The following is a 17,391-nucleotide window of genomic DNA, read 5'->3' on the forward strand; positions in this document are numbered from 1 at the left end:
CGGCCGGCCGGGTGGAGCGGGCGCGGCTGGCGGACGAGCGGCGCGCGGCGGCGGCGGCGCTGGACCGGCTGGACCAGGCGGCGCGGGCGGTGACGCGGGCGTCGGCGGAGCTGGAGGCCTGCACGATCGATGACGCGCGGATGGGGGCGGTCCGGCAGGCGGAGCGGGCGCTGGATGCGGCGCGGGCCGCCAGCCAGGCCCAGGCGACGACGCTGGATATCGCCTTGGCCGACGGCGCGCACGGGCGGCTGGTGCTGGACGGGCAAACGCTGAACAGCGGCCGGGTCGTGGTGACGGACAATGCCGTGTTGCGGATCGAGGGGGTCGGTACCATCCGCATCGCGCCGGCGAGCCAGGGGCGCGACAGGGTGCGCGCGGACCTGGCGGGGGCGGAAGACGCGCTGCGTCGCGCGCTGGCGGCCGCCGGCTGCGCGGATGTCGCGGCGACCGAGGCGGCGCTGGCCGGGCGGCGGCAGGCCGACCTGGCCTTTCAGGCGGCGCGGACGGTGCTGGGCGGCCTGCTGGCCGCCGCCGGCCAGTCGCCGGCGACGGCGATCGAGGCGGCCGGGCGGCGGGTGGCGGAGCTGGATGCGCGCCTTGCGCGGGCCGGCGAGGCCGGCATGGCGGAGGCGGACGGCGACCCGGACGCGGCGCTGGATGCGGCGCGCCAGGCGATGGCGGCGGCCGAGGACCGGTACGGGGCCGCGCATCGGGCGATGCTCGCCCCCGACGAGACGATGCGCCGGGCGGCGGAGGACCTCGCCCGGCTGCGCGCCGAATGGCACGCGGCGCGCGATGGCGCGGCCCAGTTGGCGCGTGATCTCGCGGCCGCGCGGGCGGCGGAGCCGGACGACGCGCTGGCGGCCCGGCTGGCGGCGGCCCACGCGGCCGCCGAGGCGGCGGAACAGGCGCTGCGCCGCATCGAGGAGACGCGGCCCGATGGGACCGAGGCGCTGGCCGATGCCGCGATCCGGCGGCTGGAACGCACGATCCAGGACGGCCATGCCCGGCTGGCGGCGTTGCGCCAGGAGATGGCGGCGCGCGAGGCCCGCATTCGCGCGGCGGAGGGGGACGGGCTGGACGAGCGGATCGCGGCGCAGGAGCGGCTGCGCGCCGCCCATGCCGCCGAGGAGGCCGCCTGCCGCCGCGAGGTCGCGATCCTGCAATGTCTGCGCGACGCCGTGGCGGCGGCGGAGCGGGCGGCGACCGGGCGTTATCTGGCGCCGCTGGCCCGGGCGATCCAGCCGGCGCTGGGCGCGCTGTTTCCACGCGCCGTGGCGACGGTGGAGCCCGATTTCAGCATTTCGGCCCTGTCGCGGCGGCTCGACGAGCCGTTCGTCAACCTGTCGGACGGCACGCGCGAGCAGATCGCGGTGCTGGCGCGGCTGGGGCTGGCCGACCTGATGCGGGCACGGGGGCGGCCGGCGATGCTGGTGCTGGACGATGCCCTGACCTATGCCGATTCGGGGCGGCTGGACCGGATGTTCGACATCCTGACCGAGGCCGCCGGCCGGTTGCAGATCCTGATCCTGACCTGCCGGACGGAACTGTTCACCGGGCTGGGCGCGCGGCGGCTGGCGGTCGAGCCGGCCGGCTGACCCGCGCCGCCCGGCATCGGGCGCGCGGAAAAGGCGTTGACGCGCATTCGGGCGACGGAGAACATGCGGCCATGTCAAAGCTGGACCTCACGCGCCCCTTCCTGCCTGTCCGCATCGCGGTGATGACCGTCTCGGACTCGCGCACGCTGGAGACCGATACCTCCGGCGCGCTGCTGGCCGAGCGGATCGCCGCCGCCGGCCATCAACTGGCGGCGCGCAGCATCGAGCCGGACGATGTCGATCACATCACCGGCTGCCTGAACGAATGGATCGCCGACCCGGAGATCGACGTGATCATCACGACCGGGGGAACCGGGGTCACCGGCCGCGACGTGACGCCCGAGGCCTATGAGCAGGTGCTGGACAAGCGCATCGAAGGCTTCGGCGAGCTGTTCCGCATGCTGTCCTACCAGAAGATCGGCACCTCCACGATCCAGTCGCGCGCCCTGGCCGGAGTGGCGGGGGGGACGTATCTGTTCGCCCTGCCCGGCTCGACCGGCGCGGTGCGCGACGGGTGGGACGACATCCTGGTCTGGCAGCTCGACAGCCGGCATCGGCCCTGCAATTTCGTGGAACTGATGCCGCGCCTGCGCGAGCATCTGCCGCCGTCGCATCATTGAACGACGGGCACGCCGAGAGACGGGGGGAACGACCATGAGTGCCGGGAAATTGCTGCTGCTGGCGGGCGATTATGTCGAGGATTACGAGATCATGGTCCCGTACCAGGCATTGTCGATGCTGGGCTTTACCGTCGATGCCGTCTGCCCGGGCAAGAAGGCGGGCGAGTATGTGCTGACCGCGATCCATGATTTCGAGGGCGCGCAGACCTATAGCGAGAAGCCGGGCCATCGATTCACGCTGACGGCGGATTTCGCGGATGTGAATGCCGCCGATTATGCCGGGCTGGTGATTCCGGGGGGCCGGGCGCCGGAATATCTGCGGCTGGACCCGCGGGTGATCGACCTGGTCCGCGCCTTTGTCGGCCGGCCGGTCGCCGCGATCTGCCATGCCGGCCAGTTGCTGGCCGCCGCCCGGGTGATCGAGGGGCGCACCGTGTCGGCCTATCCGGCGTGCCGTCCGGAGATCGAACTGGCCGGCGGGATCTATGCCGATATCGCGATCGATGACGCGGTGACCGATGGATGGCTGGTCAGCGCCCCGGCCTGGCCGGCCCATCCGCGCTGGCTGGCGCGCTTTATCGCGCTGCTGGGCGTGACCGTGACGATCTGATCGGCCGGGGCGGGGCTTGTCGCCTGGCCGGCATTGGCATGGGCCGATAGCTGTGCATCATGGGCGGGCAGGGGCGGCGTTCGGGCCGCCCGATCAGGCATGGGAGAATTCCGTCTTGCGCACCCGTCATCTTCTGGCCCGCTCGGCGCTGGCCGTCGCGATCGCCACCGGTTTTGCCGCCGCCTCGGTCCCCGGGCAGGAGGCGTTCGCCGCCGGGCCGCCGCCGGCGAACCAGCCGCTGAAGCTGAAATCCCTGGTCATTTCCGGCAACAAGCAGGTCTCGACCGACGAGATCCTGGCTGCCCTGCCGTTTCACCAGGGCGACACCGTGACCCGCAACCAGATCGATGCCGGCGTGCAGGACGTCATGGGCGTCTATCAGAAGAAGAATGTCGGCCTGAAATTCGGCGAGAAGCTGAAATTCGCCGGTTCAGCCGTCAATGTCGAATGGATGATCGAGGAGCAGGCGCCGCAGGCGGCCCGGCAGGTCGCGCTGGTGGTCGACAGGATCGTCTTCCAGGGCAACAAGAAGCTGTCCGACGCCGACCTGACCGCCGCGACCAGGCTGCGGCCCGGATCGACGATCGACCAGGCGGCGATGGCGGCCGACCAGCAGGCGGTGCAGCAGGCGTACAAGAAGCACAATGTCAGCGCGGCGATCGGCGTCGTGCCGTCGCAGCCGGCCGGCGACAACCATGTCGTCCTGACCTACCAGATCACCGAGAAATAACGGGACGGGCGCGGGGCCGGGCCCCGCGCCGTTGCCGGCGGGCGGATCGTTCACCGTATGAAACCTTTATGACAAGGGCGGTTCGCGGCTTCGTTCGGCGTGCAGGAATGCGAAACTGCGGGGATCGTTCATACGGACCCGGAGTATCCATTTCATGATTGAAATAAAACGGCGTGCCTTTCTTTCCCTGACGGGTGGCCTTGCGCTGGCCGGCACCGCGCGGGCCGGGGTGCCGAACCGGCCGCCGATGCGCGCGCATGAGCCGTTCACCTTCCTGTTCATCACCGACACGCATCTTCAGCCGGAACTGAACGCCCGGGCCGGCTGTCACGCGGCCTTCGTCAAGGCGCGCGGGATCCCGGCGGATTTCGCCATCCAGGGCGGCGACCATGTGTTCGACGCGCTGGGCGTCGGTGCCCCGCGCGCCACGATGCTGCTGGACCTCTACAAGCGCACGGCCGACGATCTGACGCTGCCGGTGCATCATACGATCGGCAATCACGATTGTTTCGGCGTCTATACGAAGAGCGGCGTGGAACCGAGCGACCCGATGTATGGCAAGAAGTATTTCGAGGATAATTTCGGGCGTCTCTATTACGCGTTCGACCATAAGGGCGTGCATGTGGTCGTGCTCGATTCCATCGGGATCACGGCGGATCGCATGTATGAGGGGCGCATCGATGCCCCGCAGATCGCGTGGCTGGCCAATGACCTGGCCGCGCAGCCCGCGGGCACGCCGATTATCGTGGTGACGCATATTCCGCTCGTCACCGCCGTCGAGGATTACGCGGCCCCGCCCGCGACGCCGCCCAAACATCATGCGCTGAGCGTCATCAACGCGTACGAAGTGATTTCCCTGTTCGACCGCTACAACGTTATCGGCGTATTCCAGGGACATACGCATATCCTGGAACATATCGTATGGCATGGCGTGCCGTACATCACCGGCGGCGCGGTTTCCGGCAATTGGTGGCACGGCACGCGCTACGGCACGCCGGAGGGATTCATGGTCGTGGACGTCGCCGACGGGGCGGTGACGGCGCGGTACGAAACATATGGATTCCGCACGATCGACCCGCAGAATACGTGAGGAGGCGGGCGGAAGGGCGCTTGCGATCGGGCGGTTTTCGCTCAGGCTTCGGGGAAGCGGAGGGTCAGGGCGCCGTTCTGCGGCAGGGCGGCCCATTGATGGGTCAGATCATCGAGGCGATCGCGGATCGCCGCGACGTCGTGGGATGAAATGGCCGCGATCCCGTGCCCGCGGGCCGCGCAGGCGTGTTCGTACGCGGCGATGAGGTCCGTGGCCGGGACGCGGCCGCCCCACATTTCGGCCTGGAAGGTTTCGACCAGCCGTTCGACCGCGTCCTCGCTTTCCTTGCCGCCGGTGGCGAATCCCGCCGCCTGTCCCTCTTGCACCAGCGAGAGGAAGCCGCGATGCGCGAGCACGCTTTCCACCGCATAATGCACCATGTCATGGGGGATGATGCCCTGTTTGGGGCAGGCGATCGTCTCCGACGCGCCGTCGCCGCGCACGATGGTCAGATCATCGTATCTGCCGCCGCGCTTGACGAATGTCAGGTGCATCACGCGATCCGCCATCTGGCCTGCACGCCGGATTGTCCCCGGCGTGCGTTTCGGCCCGGTGTCAGTTCGGGTCGGTGCCCAGGACCCGGTGGCGCAGCATCGGGCCGATATCGGGGTCCTTGCCGTAGAACGAGCGGAACATCGGGCCGTAATCCTGCGTGTGGCCGCGCGACAGGACCAGATCGCGGAAGCGCTGGCCGTTTTCGCGCGTCAGGCCGCCATGCTCGCGGAACCAGGCGAAGGAATCGTCGGCCAGCATCTGCGTCCACAGATAGGCATAATAGCCGGCGGAATAGCCGTTCGACCAGATATGCAGGAAGTAGCTGGTGCGGTAGCGGGTGGGGACCAGGGCGGTATCGAGGCCGGTCTTGTCCAGGGCGGCCTTTTCGAACGCGTCCACATCCTGCCGGGGGGCGCTGGCGGGGAGGCTGTGCCAGGCCATGTCGAGCTGCGCCGCCGCGATCAGCTCGCCCATGTTATAGCCGCGATTGAAGGTCGCGGCCTTCTTGATCTTGTCCACCAGCGCCTGCGGCATGGCGGCGCCCGTCTGGTAATGGCGCGCGTAATGGGCGAACACGGTGGGGTCGAGCGCCCAGTGCTCGTTGAACTGCGAGGGGAATTCGACGAAGTCGCGCGCGACCTGCGTGCCCGACACGATCGGGTAGGTCTGGTCGGCGAACAGCCCATGCAGCGCATGGCCGAATTCGTGGAACATCGTGACCACGTCTTCGAACGTGATCAGCTCGGGCTGGCCGGCCGCCGGCTTGGAGAAGTTCGCGACGTTATAGATGACCGGCTTCGTCCCCAGCAGTTTGGACTGGCCGACGAAGTTCGACATCCAGGCGCCGCCGTTCTTGTTGTCGCGTTTGAAATAATCGAAATACATCAAGCCGAGTGTCGAGCCGTCCTTGTCCAGGACTTCGAACACCATCATGTCGGGATTGTAGACCGGAATGTCGTGGCGCGGCTTGAAGGTGATGCCGTAGAGCTGGGTCGCGGCGAAGAACACGCCGTCGCGCAGGACGGTATTGAGTTCGAAATACGGCTTTACCTGGTTTTCGTCGAGCGCATAGTCCTGTTTACGCACCTGCTCGGCATAATGCATCCAGTCCCACGGCTGCAACGTGAAGGACTGGCCGTCCTTGCGGATCGTGTCCTGGATGCGGGCGGCCTCGCGGTCCTGCTGCGCGCGGGTCGCCGGGGCCAGTTCCGCGATGAAATGCCGCACGGCGGCCGGGGTGTCGGCCATCTGGTCGTACAGCACGTAGGATGCGAAATCGGGATAGCCGAACAGGGCCGCCTTCTGCGCCCGCGCCTGCGCCAGGGTCGCGATCGTCGCGCGGGTGTCGTTGGCGTCGCCCTTTTCGGCGCGCGTCCAGCTTTGCTGGAACAGGGCCTGGCGCGTGGCGCGGTCGGTCATGTCCTGCAAGTCGGGCTGCTGCGTGGTGTTTTGCAGCGGGATCACCCATTTGCCGGCCAGCTTGCGGTCGGCGGCGTTCTTCGCGAGCGCGGTGATCGCGTTGTCATCGAGGCCGGCCAGCGCCTCCTTGCGGTCGACCACCAGTGCGCCGTCGCGGGTGGCGGCCAGCAGCTTCTGCTGGAAGGCCGTCTCCAGCGTGGAGATCTGCGTGTTCAGGGCGCGCAGCTTCGTCTGGTCGGCGGGCGAGAGCCTGGCGCCGGCATGGACGAATTGCTGGTAATAGAGTGTGAGCACCTGCATCTGTTCGGCGGTCAGGTTCAGATGCGCGCGCTCGTTGTACAGGGTTTCGACACGCCTGAAGAGCTTCGGATCGAGATAGATCGAATCCTGATGTTGCGAGAGCAGCGGAGCGATTTCGCTCTGCGTTTTGTCCAGCGTGTCGTCGGTGTTGGCCTGGTAGACGCCGTAGAAGGTGAGGCTCACGCGATCGAGCATGCGGCCCGAGCGTTCCATCGCCACGATCGTGTTGTCGAAGGTCGGCGCGGCGCGGTTGTCGGCGATCCGGCGGATTTCGCCCTTCTGGATCGCCATGGCCTGGAGGAAGGCCGGCTTGTAATCGCCGTCATGGATGATGTCGAAGCGCGGGGCCTGGAGCGGAAGGGTGCTGGGGGCGGCGAACGGGTTGGGAGCCGCCATTGCGCCGGCGGCCATGCCGACGAAAGCGGTCGAGGCGATCAATGTGCGGAGGTGGAACAGGCGTGTCATGCGGTAAACCCTTGGAAGCCGAAGGGCGGCCCGTGGCGCCCCGGCGATGCCGGATGATCCGGCCGGTACTCCCTTATAGGGAGCGCCGATCGATGTGGAAACAGGCGGGGGCGGCCGCTTGTCCATGCTCCGTGCCATAGCCTGTCGCATAATATGGACCGGCGCGGGCAGGGCCTTCGGGGGACGAGGCGCCGGAGTGTGGCGGCGCGTTGTCAGGATGTGTCGTCGGCTTTTCCGGCGGGTTCGTTTTCCAGCCGGACCAGTTCCCGCCGGATCGTTTCCGGAAGGGGTTCATCGATCACGTGGGAAAACCGCTCTTGAAGTTTGTTCTTGATCCAGTTCCCGAACAGGCGGTCACTTGGCTGGCTCTGCATCGGGGAAACACCATGATTGCGTTCGATGGGCGCGCGTCAGGCGCCTCTTCCGCCTCGGGACGCCACGCGGACCTTTTCGGAACGCCGGTCATGCATGGGCGCGCCGTTCGGCATATTTCTGGACGTTGAGTTTTTGCTCGGTCGTCAGCCGGCGATAGAGTGCGACGAGGTCGTGCTCGTCGGCTGAAAGGGCTATCGTGATGCTCTGGTCCAACATGCCGCCGAGAAACAGTTCGCGGGGTACCTGGAAGACCGCCGCGAGCTTTGGCAGGAGTTTACAGGCATTGCCGGCGCGGCCCGTTTCCATGGCCGCGATCGCGGACCGGCTGACGCCGAGCGTATCGGCGAGTTCTGTCTGGTTCATGCCGTAGGCCTTGCGCAGGGCCGCGACCTTCTTGGCCAGTTCGATGCTGGGCGCTGCCACGCCCTGGGCATGGCCGCCGAGCGTGGCGCCGGTTTCGCGGATCCAGCGGCGGAACTGGGACTGGAAGACGACGTACTCGTCCTGTTTCCCATTCGGGTCATCCTGGGAGGCGTCGCGTGGTACGAGCCGGTAGCAAAGCATGCGCGCGGGGAAATCGAGGATCAGCCGAGAGGGGGCGGCATTGTCTTCAGGCGTCCAGATCTGGCCGGGTTGGAGAAGAATGCGGGGTGCCATGACGTTGCGTATTCCGAATTGGGGCCTCCCGCCGCATGGGCAACCATGCGGCGGGAGGCAGCGTGTTACGGGCGCGGTGTCAGGCCCTGGCGAGGCACTCTGTCCCGACCGTCATGTTTGCCAGGTAGGGACCGGCCGCCTTGATTTGCAGGGCAAGCAGGGCCACCCCGTTGGGGGGGCGCCTGCCCAGTGCCAGGACGGCGTTGCCGTCTGTCCACCGCGTGTCGGGCCATTCCAGAATGTGCCATCCATCAAGGTGGGTGGGGTCGAGATGATGCGTGATCGCGTTCATCGTATTGTCTTCGAAAAGAGAGATCTCGCCGATCGCAATGCCGAGGACGCGGCGGTCGTCGACGAAGGGACCGATGACGTCACAGGGGCGACTGGCACGGGAGACGATGCGTACGCTTTCCACACCGGTCGGGATCAGGAAAATCGTATAATTGCCGTTCGTGCGCGCCGGACGGATGATGGCGCCGCTATCGAGGGCGAGATGGAGATCCATATCGTCCGTGAGGGCGGGCGGAATGGTGTTGGCAGCGATGCCCATCGTGTTGCATCGGGAGTCGATCCGGCGGAAGAGAGGTTCGACGAACGCCCGGTCGACACGGAGCGGAGCGCCGGCGTCGTTCCATGACAATTCGCGCGGGGAGACGAGGGAAACGACCTTGCCGTTCTGCCGGAAGGTATCGCGATTGCCGGTGTCGAGATAGGATTCGGTGAGCATGCCGTCGGCCGTGACGACGGCATGCTGCTCCGTCTCGATATGATAATACATGTAGGACCGGGCAGACTTGTCGTAGAAGATCGACCCCCCGTTGACGAGCATGCGGGCGGGCACGAAGCCGCCGTCGAAAAACAGGCAATGTTCCGCTGTGATCAGCATGTCCTTGTAGGGAACGCCGTCGGCGAACGCGTCCTTGCGGATGCGGACCGGCCAGCCGGCCGCGTCATCGGGCAGATGCGGGCGGACAGTGCAGCGCGCCTTGCCGACCCATATGACGGGACGTGTGATTTCCGCGTTTTGACGCCAGTCAAACGTGATGATTTCGTCGCCGATTCCGATGTCCTCGACAGCGACATCCCTCGATGGAGTGCGGATCATGCTGCCCGCGAGGAAACAGACAGTTTCGGATGCTCCGGCGTCGATCGTCAGGCTTCCGCCATTCTGCACTGTGGGATTGACGATCGTTGCTCCGGAATAGACATGGATTCCATTGCCGTTGGTGGGACCGGCGGGGCCACCCGGGCCACCCGGGCCACCCGGGCCACCCGGGCCGGCGGGGCCACCTGGACCGGCGGGACCACCCGGGCCGGGAGGCGTTGTGGCGGTGACATCGTTATAGATGACGTCGTTCACCGATGATGCGCCGGCGAAGTAGTATCCCTGCGTTCCGTCCAGATCGTTGCCGCTGGTGATGCCGCCGGACGATACGGAGAGCGTTGCGTTCGTGACGATGGAACTCTCCAGTGTTCCGCCGCCCATGACGGTGATGGTCGGCGCCGCGCCGCTGCCGGTCGCGAGCCCGGACACGACCGCGCCGCTTTCCACGATCAGCGTTGCGCCTTGCTGGCCGGGCGGAGCGGGTGGCCCTCCCGGCGGTCCTCCTGGCCCCCCTGGAGGGCCCGGAGGACCGGGCGGGCCAGGCGGCGCCGTGGCGGCGTCGGCCAGGACCACCGGACCGGTGACCAGGGTTCCGCCGCTGGTATAGACGGTCTGCCCCTGTTGCAGGATCGCCGACCATGTGCCCGAAAGAACGGTCGGGTTTGCGGGCGTACGGAGTATTGCCGCGGAAGCGTTTTCGGATGCTCCGGCGTCGATCGTCAGGCTGCCGCCGTTCTGCACGGTGGGATTGACGATCGTCGCTCCGGAATAGACATGGATTCCATTGCCGTTGGTGGGACCGGCGGGGCCACCTGGACCGGCGGGACCACCCGGGCCGGGAGGCGTTGTGGCGGTGACATCGTTATAGATGACGTCGTTCACCGATGATGCGCCGGCGAAGTAGTATCCCTGCGTTCCGTCCAGATCGTTGCCGCTGGTGATGCCGCCGGACGATACGGAGAGCGTTGCGTTCGTGACGATGGAACTCTCCAGTGTTCCGCCGCCCATGACGGTGATGGTCGGTGCCGCGCCGCTGCCGGTCGTGAGCCCGGACACCACCGCGCCGCTTTCCACGATCAGCGTTGCGCCTTGCTGGCCGGGCGGAGCGGGTGGCCCTCCCGGCGGTCCTCCTGGCCCCCCCGGAGGGCCCGGCGGACCGGGCGGGCCAGGAGGCGCCGTGGCGGCGTCGGCCAGGACCACCGGACCGGTGACCAGAGTTCCGCCGCTGGTATAGACGGTCTGCCCCTGTTGCAGGATCGCCGACCATGTGCCCGAAAGAACGGTCGGGTCGGCAGGCGTGCCGGATGTAGCCATATTTGGATTTCTCCTGTTTCAGACTGAATCGGAAAGTCGGGATTCGATCAGTTTGCCGATCGTGCGGATAACGTGTTCCGCTGAAATGAACCGCGAGCATTCGAACTGCCTCGGCGTTCCCGCGTGTCGCGGGCACCAGAGGAAGTCATTGTGGTCGAACTGATGCCGTGGATCATTCCAGCATGAGTTACACACGTGCCAATTGATGATACGCCACGGTGTGTAAAACTCGTTTGTCGGGTGGGTGAAACCCGATATCATAACGACATCGCACCCGGCGGCCCAGGCGAGCCACGCGAGGCCGGAACTGGTGCCGATGAAGAATTCTGCGTGCTTCAGCCACGATGCTCTTTCGGCCAAGGGCCGATTGCCGGTCTGGTCCTCGACGCCGTGGGGCAGGTGGTTCCAGACGATCCCGCCGCCATTCACGGGCTTCTGGTCTATGCATACGACCCGATAGCCGAGATCTTTTAGGTGCGTAACGATATCGTGCCAGCCTGTCGGATTGTTCCAATACTTGCATTGCGCCGAACTTTGAACCGCGATACAGACATACGGTTCTTTAATAGGCCGTGCATCGCTTTCGATTGCGAGTCGGGGGCGTTCTTCCGCTGGATCGACGCCAAGAATGTAGGATGCCGTCTTGTGCAAGCCGACGAGACGGAAATCCGTCGGTTGCCGTTCACATCCGGTATCGGTGAAAAACAAGCCGATATTATAGGTTGCGTAAGCACGATCGAGTAACTGTCCTTCGATTGCCTGCGCGGTGCTGTAGAATGAGATTTCCGGGTATTCCGCCTTGAAAAGCGGGATGTAAGCAGGCGACAGGATACACGCGACTTGCGCCGCATGCGTACGGGCGAACTTCGCGACATAGGGCAGCCATGCAAGGACATCGCCCAACGTATTCACAGGGAGCTGTATGACGACAATGTGCTCTTCGGACGTATCGTAGTCATGCCTGAAAATGATCCGTCCGTTTTCCTCGGCGGACAGGTCTGTAACTTCGATAGAAAAGCGAACGAAATATTTCTTTGTGGATGTAACGGTGCCTCCTTCCACCGAAGCCTGATAGACAATCGTTCCCGTATCGATATCGCGCAAGGTCACGTTCCAGAGCCGACCCGTGCGCACGGGCAGATGCACCCTCGCGCCATCATTGTAGTCGTAACGAATGCCTTCCGGGCCGGCCTGGGTGAGTTTGGATGGGGCGGGAATATAGATGGATGTTGTCATCCGCTGCGAGGGAGAACAGAGCAAAGGGGGCTGAAATACAGAAGGATCACCGACCATGTTCATAGAGTGAAACCCTGACGACCAAAAAATCCTGATTTACGAAAATTTTCTTGTTGAAAATGTTTTCTTTCCAGTGACGATTTTTCTTGCGTTCTCGTCGTGGCGAATACATAGTCGTGGACGTAGGCGGGGTAAAAGCCGTGTTTGCGCAAATCAGGAATTGCGCATAATCCCGGGCGCGATAATGTGTCTGTCATCATGAAATACGGTGGCGGACCTGTGGCGCGAAAGATCGGTTATGCGCGGGTGAGTACGGTCGGGCAGACCTTGGATACTCAGATCCAGGCCCTCGGGGCATTCGGTTGCGAAAGAACGTTCCAGGAAAAGGCGAGTGGGGCAGATGCGGCGCGCGTTCAGCTCCATCGATTGCTACGGAGCCTGCATCATGGCGACACCGTCGTCGTGACCCGGATCGACCGGCTGGCCCGCAGCACGTTCGACCTGTTCGCCATCGTCAAGGCGATTATCCAGAAAGATGCGCAGTTCTATTCCATTGCCGAACCGTGGGCCGATACCACGACGAGCACGGGGCGATTGATGCTGGCGGTGCTGGGCGGCCTTGCGGATGTGGAGCGCGACCTGATTCGGACGCGGACGGCGGAAGGGCGGGCGCGGGCGGTCGGGCTGGGTGTCAGGATGGGGAGGCCGCCCGTGATATCGGATGCCCAGCGTCTGGAAATCGTCCGCCGGCGCCAGGCGGGTGAGACATTGAAAGTCCTCGCCGAGGCCTTCGGGGTTAGCGCGGCCACCGTATCGCGGATCACCACCGGAGCGGACAGTCATCGGAGCAGGAAGGCGCTGGCAAGCCTTGATTGAACCGTTCGCTTCGCCGACGGCTCGGACTTGCCGGCGCGTATGCGCGCCGCGTGGCCGCTACGTATAGGCGGAGGCGACCGAGGGACGGTTGAGCATGGACATCAGTTCGCGCCTCGTGTCGGAATTGGTGCGGAAGACCCCCAGCATGCGGCTGGTGACCATCGATACGCCGGGGCGGTGGACGCCGCGGGTGGTCATGCATTGGTGCCCGGCTTCCAGGATCACCGCCACGCCGTGCGGTTGCAGCACGTCGTTGATCGTATTCGCGATCTGCGCCGTCAGGCGTTCCTGGATTTGCAGGCGGCGGGAAAAGGCGTCGACCACGCGGGCGAGTTTCGAGATGCCGACCACCCGCCGGCTGGGCAGGTAGGCGACATGGGCGACGCCGATGATCGGCACCATATGGTGTTCGCAATGGCTTTCGAAACGGATGTCGCGCAGCAGCACGATCTCGTCATAATCATCGACTTCGGCGAAGGTGCGCGACAGGATGGCCGACGGGTCCTCGCCGTAGCCCTGGAAGAATTCATCATAGGAGCGCACGACCCTGCCGGGCGTGTCCCGCAGGCCCTCGCGCGACGGGTCCTCGCCCGCCCAGCGCAGCAGGGTACGGATCGCGTCTTCCGCCTCCTCGCGAGAGGGGCGGGGCAGGGGGGCTTTGGGCATGTTGGTCATGAAATCCTGTCTGCGGGGCAGTGCGTGCGCGCTAATGGATGATGGCGGGATGGTACGGGCAGTCCAGACTGAAGGGCGGGATCTGGACGTCGAACGGCTGGCGGGTGCGGGCCGCGATCATGTGATAGCGGCCGCGCATGAAGCCGGTCGGGGTCTGCAAGCCGGTGCCCGACGTGTATTCGAACACCTGACCGGGCTCCAGGACCGGCTGTTCGCCCACCACACCATCGCCGTGGACATGCTCGGTCCGCCCGGCGGCGTCCATGATCTCCCACGTCCGGCGCAGCAACTGCACCGTCTCGTCGCCCAGATTCTCGATCCGGATGCGATAGACCCAGGCGAAGCGATGCTCATCGGGCACCGACTGGTCGTCCAGCCAGAAGATCTGTACGACCACGCGGATCGCGTTCGTCGTCGCCTCGTAGCAGGGGGCGCCGTCCATGACCTCCGCCAGCGCGGCATCGGGATCGGGCGGCATTCCCGGCGGCGGTCTGTCAATGGCCATGGCGCGGCTCCACCGGTTCAGCGCGACCGCAGGGCCGTGAGGCCGCGATCGAGGTCGTCCTTCAGGTCGGCGACATCTTCCAGCCCGACCGAAAAGCGGATCGCGCCGTCGCTGATGCCCAGGCGCGCCCGTTCCTCGGGCCCGATCTTCATGTGCGTGGTGGTGGCCGGGTGGGTGACCATCGAGCGCGCGTCGCCCAGATTGTTGGAAATCGCGATCAGCCGCAGCGCGTTCATGAAGGCGAACGCGCCCTCCTTGCCGCCCGCGACCTCGAACGCCACCAGCGTCGAGGCGTCGCTCATCTGGCGGCGGGCCAGCTCGTATTGCGGATGGTCGGGGCGGCCGGGGTAGAAGACGCGGGTCACGCCTTCGGCGGCGGCCAGGTGGTCGGCGACGGCGGCGGCGTTTTCGGTCATCGCGCGCACGCGCAGGGACAGCGTTTCCAGCCCCTTCAGCATCACCCACGCATTGAAGGGCGACAGGGCGTTGCCGGTGTTGCGGGTGAAGGGTTGCAGCGTATCGGTGATCCAGTCGCGGCGGCCCAGCACCGCGCCGCCCAGCACGCGGCCCTGGCCGTCGATATGCTTGGTGCAGGAATAGACCACCACGTCGGCGCCCAGCGCCAACGGCTGCTGATAGAGCGGGGTGGCGAAGACGTTATCGACCACCACCAGCGCGCCCACCGCGTGGGCCAGGTCGGCGATCGCCCTGATGTCGAGGATTTCGAGCATCGGGTTCGACGGGCTTTCCAGCAGCACTGCCGCCGTGGGGCGGGAGAGGGCGGCGGCCCAGGCGTCCAGGTCGTGCCCGTCGACGAATTCGGTTTCGACGCCGTAGCGGGGCAGCAGGTTGGCGACGATCCAGTGGCAGGAGCCGAACAGCGCGCGCGACGCCACCACCCGGTCGCCGGCCTTCACATGCGACAGCAGGGCCGAGGACACCGCGCCCATGCCCGTCGAGGTCGCGATACAGGCCTCGGCGCCCTCCAGGTCCGCCAGGCGGGCTTCCAGCGCCGCGACGGTGGGGTTGCCGAAACGGCTGTACTGATAATGGGTCACGTCGCCGGTGAAGGTGGCCTCGGCCTGCTCGGCGTCGTCGTAGACGAAGCCGGAGGTGAGGAACATGGCCTCGCTGGTCTCGCCGAAGGGGGTGCGCTCCAGCCCCGCGTGCAGCAGGCGGGTGGCGGGGCGGTAGGCGTGGGTGGAATCAGTGCTCATCGTCAGGTCCCGGAACAAAACCGTCAGGAGGCCGAGGCTGGGAGCATCCGGGTGACGAACCGGTCCCGCGGCCCCGCGTCCTGGCGCGGAAATCCGACCGTGGAAACCATGACGCCCGCGGAGTCTTGGCGGTGTCAGGCCTCTTTAGCGCGTCTGTTTAACCTCGTCGCAAGCCGGCCGATCCAAATCCCGAGGGCCTTCAGGCCCAGCAGGCCGTCGGACGACAGGGTTATCGCGGATCGCGGGGCCGGTCGTCAACCATGGATGCCTGCGCATGGATTGCATCGGGCCGGGCGGTGCGGTATAGGCTCAACCGCGACGCGGGTGTAGTTCAATGGTAGAACGGCAGCTTCCCAAGCTGCATACGAGGGTTCGATTCCCTTCACCCGCTCCAGAATCCTGTCCGGTGGTGCCTGCCGGAAATTGGAACCCCCCCGGATTTCCGTGCGTTTTAAGGTAGTCACTGGTTGTCGGTGATCGCTTCCGGGCGCATCGCGCGCCGCCATCGCCGATCCTGCGCTGGCGCGCGTGGAGGGAAGTGCGCAGGCCAACCCTTGATGAACGCCAGCGCAAGGTCATCAGTCGGCTACTGGACGGGTTCGAGGCAAGCTGACCACCGCAAAATGGCCGGCAATCACCAGGGCATCATCCGCCTCGGCGCTGGTGAATCCCCTATGACGTTCGGTCGTATGTCAGGCGGGCGTGGGTGATCGCCGCGTGGCTGCGATCGGCCCAGCGGACAAGGGCGGCCAGAGGCTCCAGAATCGTCTCGCCCAACGGGGTCAGGCGATATTCGACGCTGGGTGGCTTGGTCGGGAATACCGCGCGCGCAATCAGGCCGTCGCGCTCCAGGTCGCGGAAGGTCTGCGCCAGCATGCGCTTGGAGATGTCCGGGATCGCGCGTTGCATCGCGCTGAAGCGGTGCGGGCCGTTCGCCAATGTGACCAGGATGAGCGTCGACCATTTGTCGCCGATGCGGTCCAGAACGTCACGCACCGGGCAATTCGGGTCGCGCGACCATCCCGGCTGGTGTTCGAGGGAGGAATGGCTGAACATCTCCCCGCCTGCCGAAGCGCTTACGTCCACGTCATCCTGTTCCAAAAGCCCTGGCCTTCTCGCCGTCAAAGGTCTTTTTTATAGACCTTGTTCGCATTGAAAACCACAGGGAGACGGATGGTGGTGGCCTATCGTGGCGGCGGCTCCGTGCGACGTCGCGCCTGGAAGCGTTCGATCGACTGGCGCAGGCCGGTGTCGGAGGCGGCCGGCATGGTGTCGCGGTAGGTGGTGCCGTTCCAGACCCAGCGATCGGTGCGGTCCACGATCAGGTCGCGCATGCCGCCATGGCTGTGGCGCGACAGCGCGATCGGGCCGCTGATCGAATCCAGCACCTTGACCCAGTCGCGCCGGTCGCGGCGCAGATAGACCGAGGTCGCGCAGCCGGCCGAGCCGCACAGGTCGGCCGACTGCAACTGCACGAACAGCGCGGTGTCGCCCGCATGGGCCGAGAGCGGAGCCGAGCCGACCAGGACCACGGGCGTATCACCCCGGCGCGCCGCCGCCGCCAGGTCGTGCGCGTTCAGCGCGCGGGCCGCCTGGTCCAGCGCCCCGCCGGGCTGCTGGGCCAGGGTCACCGGGTCGCCGGTCTCGGCCGAGGGCCGGTGGCGCGGCGCGGCGAGGGCGGCGGGCGGAGGGGCCGGCGCCAGGGTGATGGCCAGGGTGGCGGCCAGTATCGGGAGCGCGTGGGGAGGACGGGGGAGGCGAAACATGCGATGAGATCCGTCGGTTCGCGTGCGGTCCGTGCGGGCCGCGGGGGGAGAGGCTGGCCGCGGATCGCGGCCCGGTGAGGAGAGTAACGCATGAACGAGACCGAAAGGACACGGCCGGGCCTGTACCGCCATTACAAGGGCGGCCTGTATACCCTGATCTGTGTCGGGCGGCATTCCGAGACCGAGGAATGGCTGGTGACCTATCGCAGCGAGTCGCGTGGCGATTACTGGGTGCGGCCGCTGGCGATGTGGGTCGAGGAGGTGGCGGGCGTGCCCCGTTTCAGCCGCGTCGGCGACGCGGCGGGCTGACCGGTGCGGCCTGTTGCGTTTTTGAATCG

Annotated in this window: 18 protein-coding genes, 1 tRNA gene and 1 riboswitch; of the genes, 8 read left to right on the forward strand and 11 right to left on the reverse strand. The window is 66.3% G+C overall.

Annotation, left to right across the window (positions count from 1 at the left end; translation table 11 throughout):
- The 5 genes from HLH48_RS12170 to HLH48_RS12190 form a co-directional block, all read left to right on the forward strand.
- Nucleotides 1-1,598, forward strand: a 1,598-nt coding sequence (locus tag HLH48_RS12170) for an ATP-binding protein (RefSeq protein WP_408871449.1), incomplete at its 5' end; no start/stop codon positions are given.
- 71 nt (nt 1,599-1,669) lie between these two features.
- Nucleotides 1,670-2,218, forward strand: coding sequence for a molybdenum cofactor biosynthesis protein B (gene moaB / locus HLH48_RS12175; protein ID WP_182997786.1), 549 nt, complete (start codon nt 1,670-1,672; stop codon nt 2,216-2,218).
- Nucleotides 2,219-2,252: 34 nt separating this feature from the next.
- Nucleotides 2,253-2,828: a DJ-1/PfpI family protein gene (locus HLH48_RS12180; protein WP_182997787.1), complete on the forward strand. Its 576-nt coding sequence runs from the start codon at nt 2,253-2,255 to the stop codon at nt 2,826-2,828.
- 115 nt (nt 2,829-2,943) lie between these two features.
- Nucleotides 2,944-3,558, forward strand: a complete 615-nt coding sequence (locus HLH48_RS12185) for a POTRA domain-containing protein (RefSeq protein ID WP_182997788.1) — start codon at nt 2,944-2,946, stop codon at nt 3,556-3,558.
- A gap of 154 nt (nt 3,559-3,712) precedes the next feature.
- Nucleotides 3,713-4,648, forward strand: a complete 936-nt coding sequence (locus tag HLH48_RS12190) for a metallophosphoesterase family protein (RefSeq protein WP_182997789.1) — start codon at nt 3,713-3,715, stop codon at nt 4,646-4,648.
- Nucleotides 4,649-4,689: 41 nt separating this feature from the next.
- Here the strand turns inward: HLH48_RS12190 and HLH48_RS12195 are convergent, their stop codons facing one another.
- From HLH48_RS12195 to HLH48_RS12220, 6 genes are all read right to left on the reverse strand, one after another.
- A complete protein-coding gene (locus HLH48_RS12195) occupies nt 4,690-5,157 on the reverse strand; it encodes a hypothetical protein (RefSeq protein ID WP_220795102.1) in 468 nt (155 codons plus the stop codon).
- Nucleotides 5,158-5,203: 46 nt separating this feature from the next.
- Nucleotides 5,204-7,327 (reverse strand): M3 family metallopeptidase, encoded by a 2,124-nt coding sequence (locus tag HLH48_RS12200; protein ID WP_182997790.1) that lies wholly within the window; start codon nt 7,325-7,327, stop codon nt 5,204-5,206.
- Between the two features lie 212 nt (nt 7,328-7,539).
- Nucleotides 7,540-7,701 carry a hypothetical protein gene (locus tag HLH48_RS12205; RefSeq protein WP_182997791.1) on the reverse strand — a complete coding sequence of 54 codons (162 nt, stop codon included), beginning with the start codon at nt 7,699-7,701 and terminating at the stop codon, nt 7,540-7,542.
- Between the two features lie 88 nt (nt 7,702-7,789).
- On the reverse strand, nt 7,790-8,359 hold the full coding sequence (locus HLH48_RS12210) for a helix-turn-helix transcriptional regulator (RefSeq protein WP_246387283.1): 570 nt from the start codon (nt 8,357-8,359) through the stop codon (nt 7,790-7,792).
- Nucleotides 8,360-8,438: 79 nt separating this feature from the next.
- On the reverse strand, nt 8,439-10,778 hold the full coding sequence (locus tag HLH48_RS12215; RefSeq protein ID WP_182997792.1) for a Hint domain-containing protein: 2,340 nt from the start codon (nt 10,776-10,778) through the stop codon (nt 8,439-8,441).
- 18 nt (nt 10,779-10,796) lie between these two features.
- Entirely contained in the window at nt 10,797-12,077 is a 1,281-nt protein-coding gene (locus HLH48_RS12220; protein WP_182997793.1) for an autotransporter strand-loop-strand O-heptosyltransferase, read from the reverse strand.
- A gap of 195 nt (nt 12,078-12,272) precedes the next feature.
- Between HLH48_RS12220 and HLH48_RS12225 the strand changes: the two genes are divergently transcribed.
- Nucleotides 12,273-12,890 carry a recombinase family protein gene (locus HLH48_RS12225; RefSeq protein WP_182997883.1) on the forward strand — a complete coding sequence of 206 codons (618 nt, stop codon included), beginning with the start codon at nt 12,273-12,275 and terminating at the stop codon, nt 12,888-12,890.
- 57 nt (nt 12,891-12,947) lie between these two features.
- Here HLH48_RS12225 and folE read toward each other — a convergent pair whose 3' ends face one another.
- The 3 genes from folE to metZ all read right to left on the reverse strand — a co-directional run bounded on the left by folE (nt 12,948) and on the right by metZ (nt 15,287).
- Complete coding sequence (folE, locus tag HLH48_RS12230) at nt 12,948-13,556, reverse strand: GTP cyclohydrolase I FolE (protein WP_220795103.1); 609 nt, start codon at nt 13,554-13,556, stop codon at nt 12,948-12,950.
- Nucleotides 13,557-13,596: 40 nt separating this feature from the next.
- Nucleotides 13,597-14,007, reverse strand: a complete 411-nt coding sequence (gene apaG, locus HLH48_RS12235) for a Co2+/Mg2+ efflux protein ApaG (RefSeq protein WP_373320290.1) — start codon at nt 14,005-14,007, stop codon at nt 13,597-13,599.
- 80 nt (nt 14,008-14,087) lie between these two features.
- On the reverse strand, nt 14,088-15,287 hold the full coding sequence (metZ, locus tag HLH48_RS12240; protein ID WP_182997796.1) for an O-succinylhomoserine sulfhydrylase: 1,200 nt from the start codon (nt 15,285-15,287) through the stop codon (nt 14,088-14,090).
- A 123-nt stretch (nt 15,288-15,410) separates the two neighbouring features.
- Nucleotides 15,411-15,491: riboswitch (SAM riboswitch) on the reverse strand.
- Nucleotides 15,492-15,607: 116 nt separating this feature from the next.
- Between metZ and HLH48_RS12245 the strand changes: the two genes are divergently transcribed.
- Nucleotides 15,608-15,681, forward strand: a tRNA-Gly gene (locus HLH48_RS12245).
- A gap of 278 nt (nt 15,682-15,959) precedes the next feature.
- Here the strand turns inward: HLH48_RS12245 and HLH48_RS12250 are convergent.
- The gene (locus HLH48_RS12250; RefSeq protein WP_264813215.1) at nt 15,960-16,373 is read right to left on the reverse strand and encodes a winged helix-turn-helix transcriptional regulator; all 414 of its coding nucleotides are present in this window, start codon (nt 16,371-16,373) and stop codon (nt 15,960-15,962) included.
- A gap of 98 nt (nt 16,374-16,471) precedes the next feature.
- Nucleotides 16,472-17,053, reverse strand: coding sequence for a hypothetical protein (locus tag HLH48_RS12255; RefSeq protein ID WP_182997797.1), 582 nt, complete (start codon nt 17,051-17,053; stop codon nt 16,472-16,474).
- Nucleotides 17,054-17,143: 90 nt separating this feature from the next.
- Between HLH48_RS12255 and HLH48_RS12260 the strand changes: the two genes are divergently transcribed.
- Entirely contained in the window at nt 17,144-17,362 is a 219-nt protein-coding gene (locus HLH48_RS12260; protein WP_182997798.1) for a DUF1653 domain-containing protein, read from the forward strand.
- The last annotated feature ends 29 nt before the right edge of the window (nt 17,363-17,391 follow it).

Source organism: Gluconacetobacter sacchari (assembly GCF_014174255.1).
GTDB classification, from domain to species: Bacteria; Pseudomonadota; Alphaproteobacteria; order Acetobacterales; family Acetobacteraceae; genus Gluconacetobacter; species Gluconacetobacter sacchari.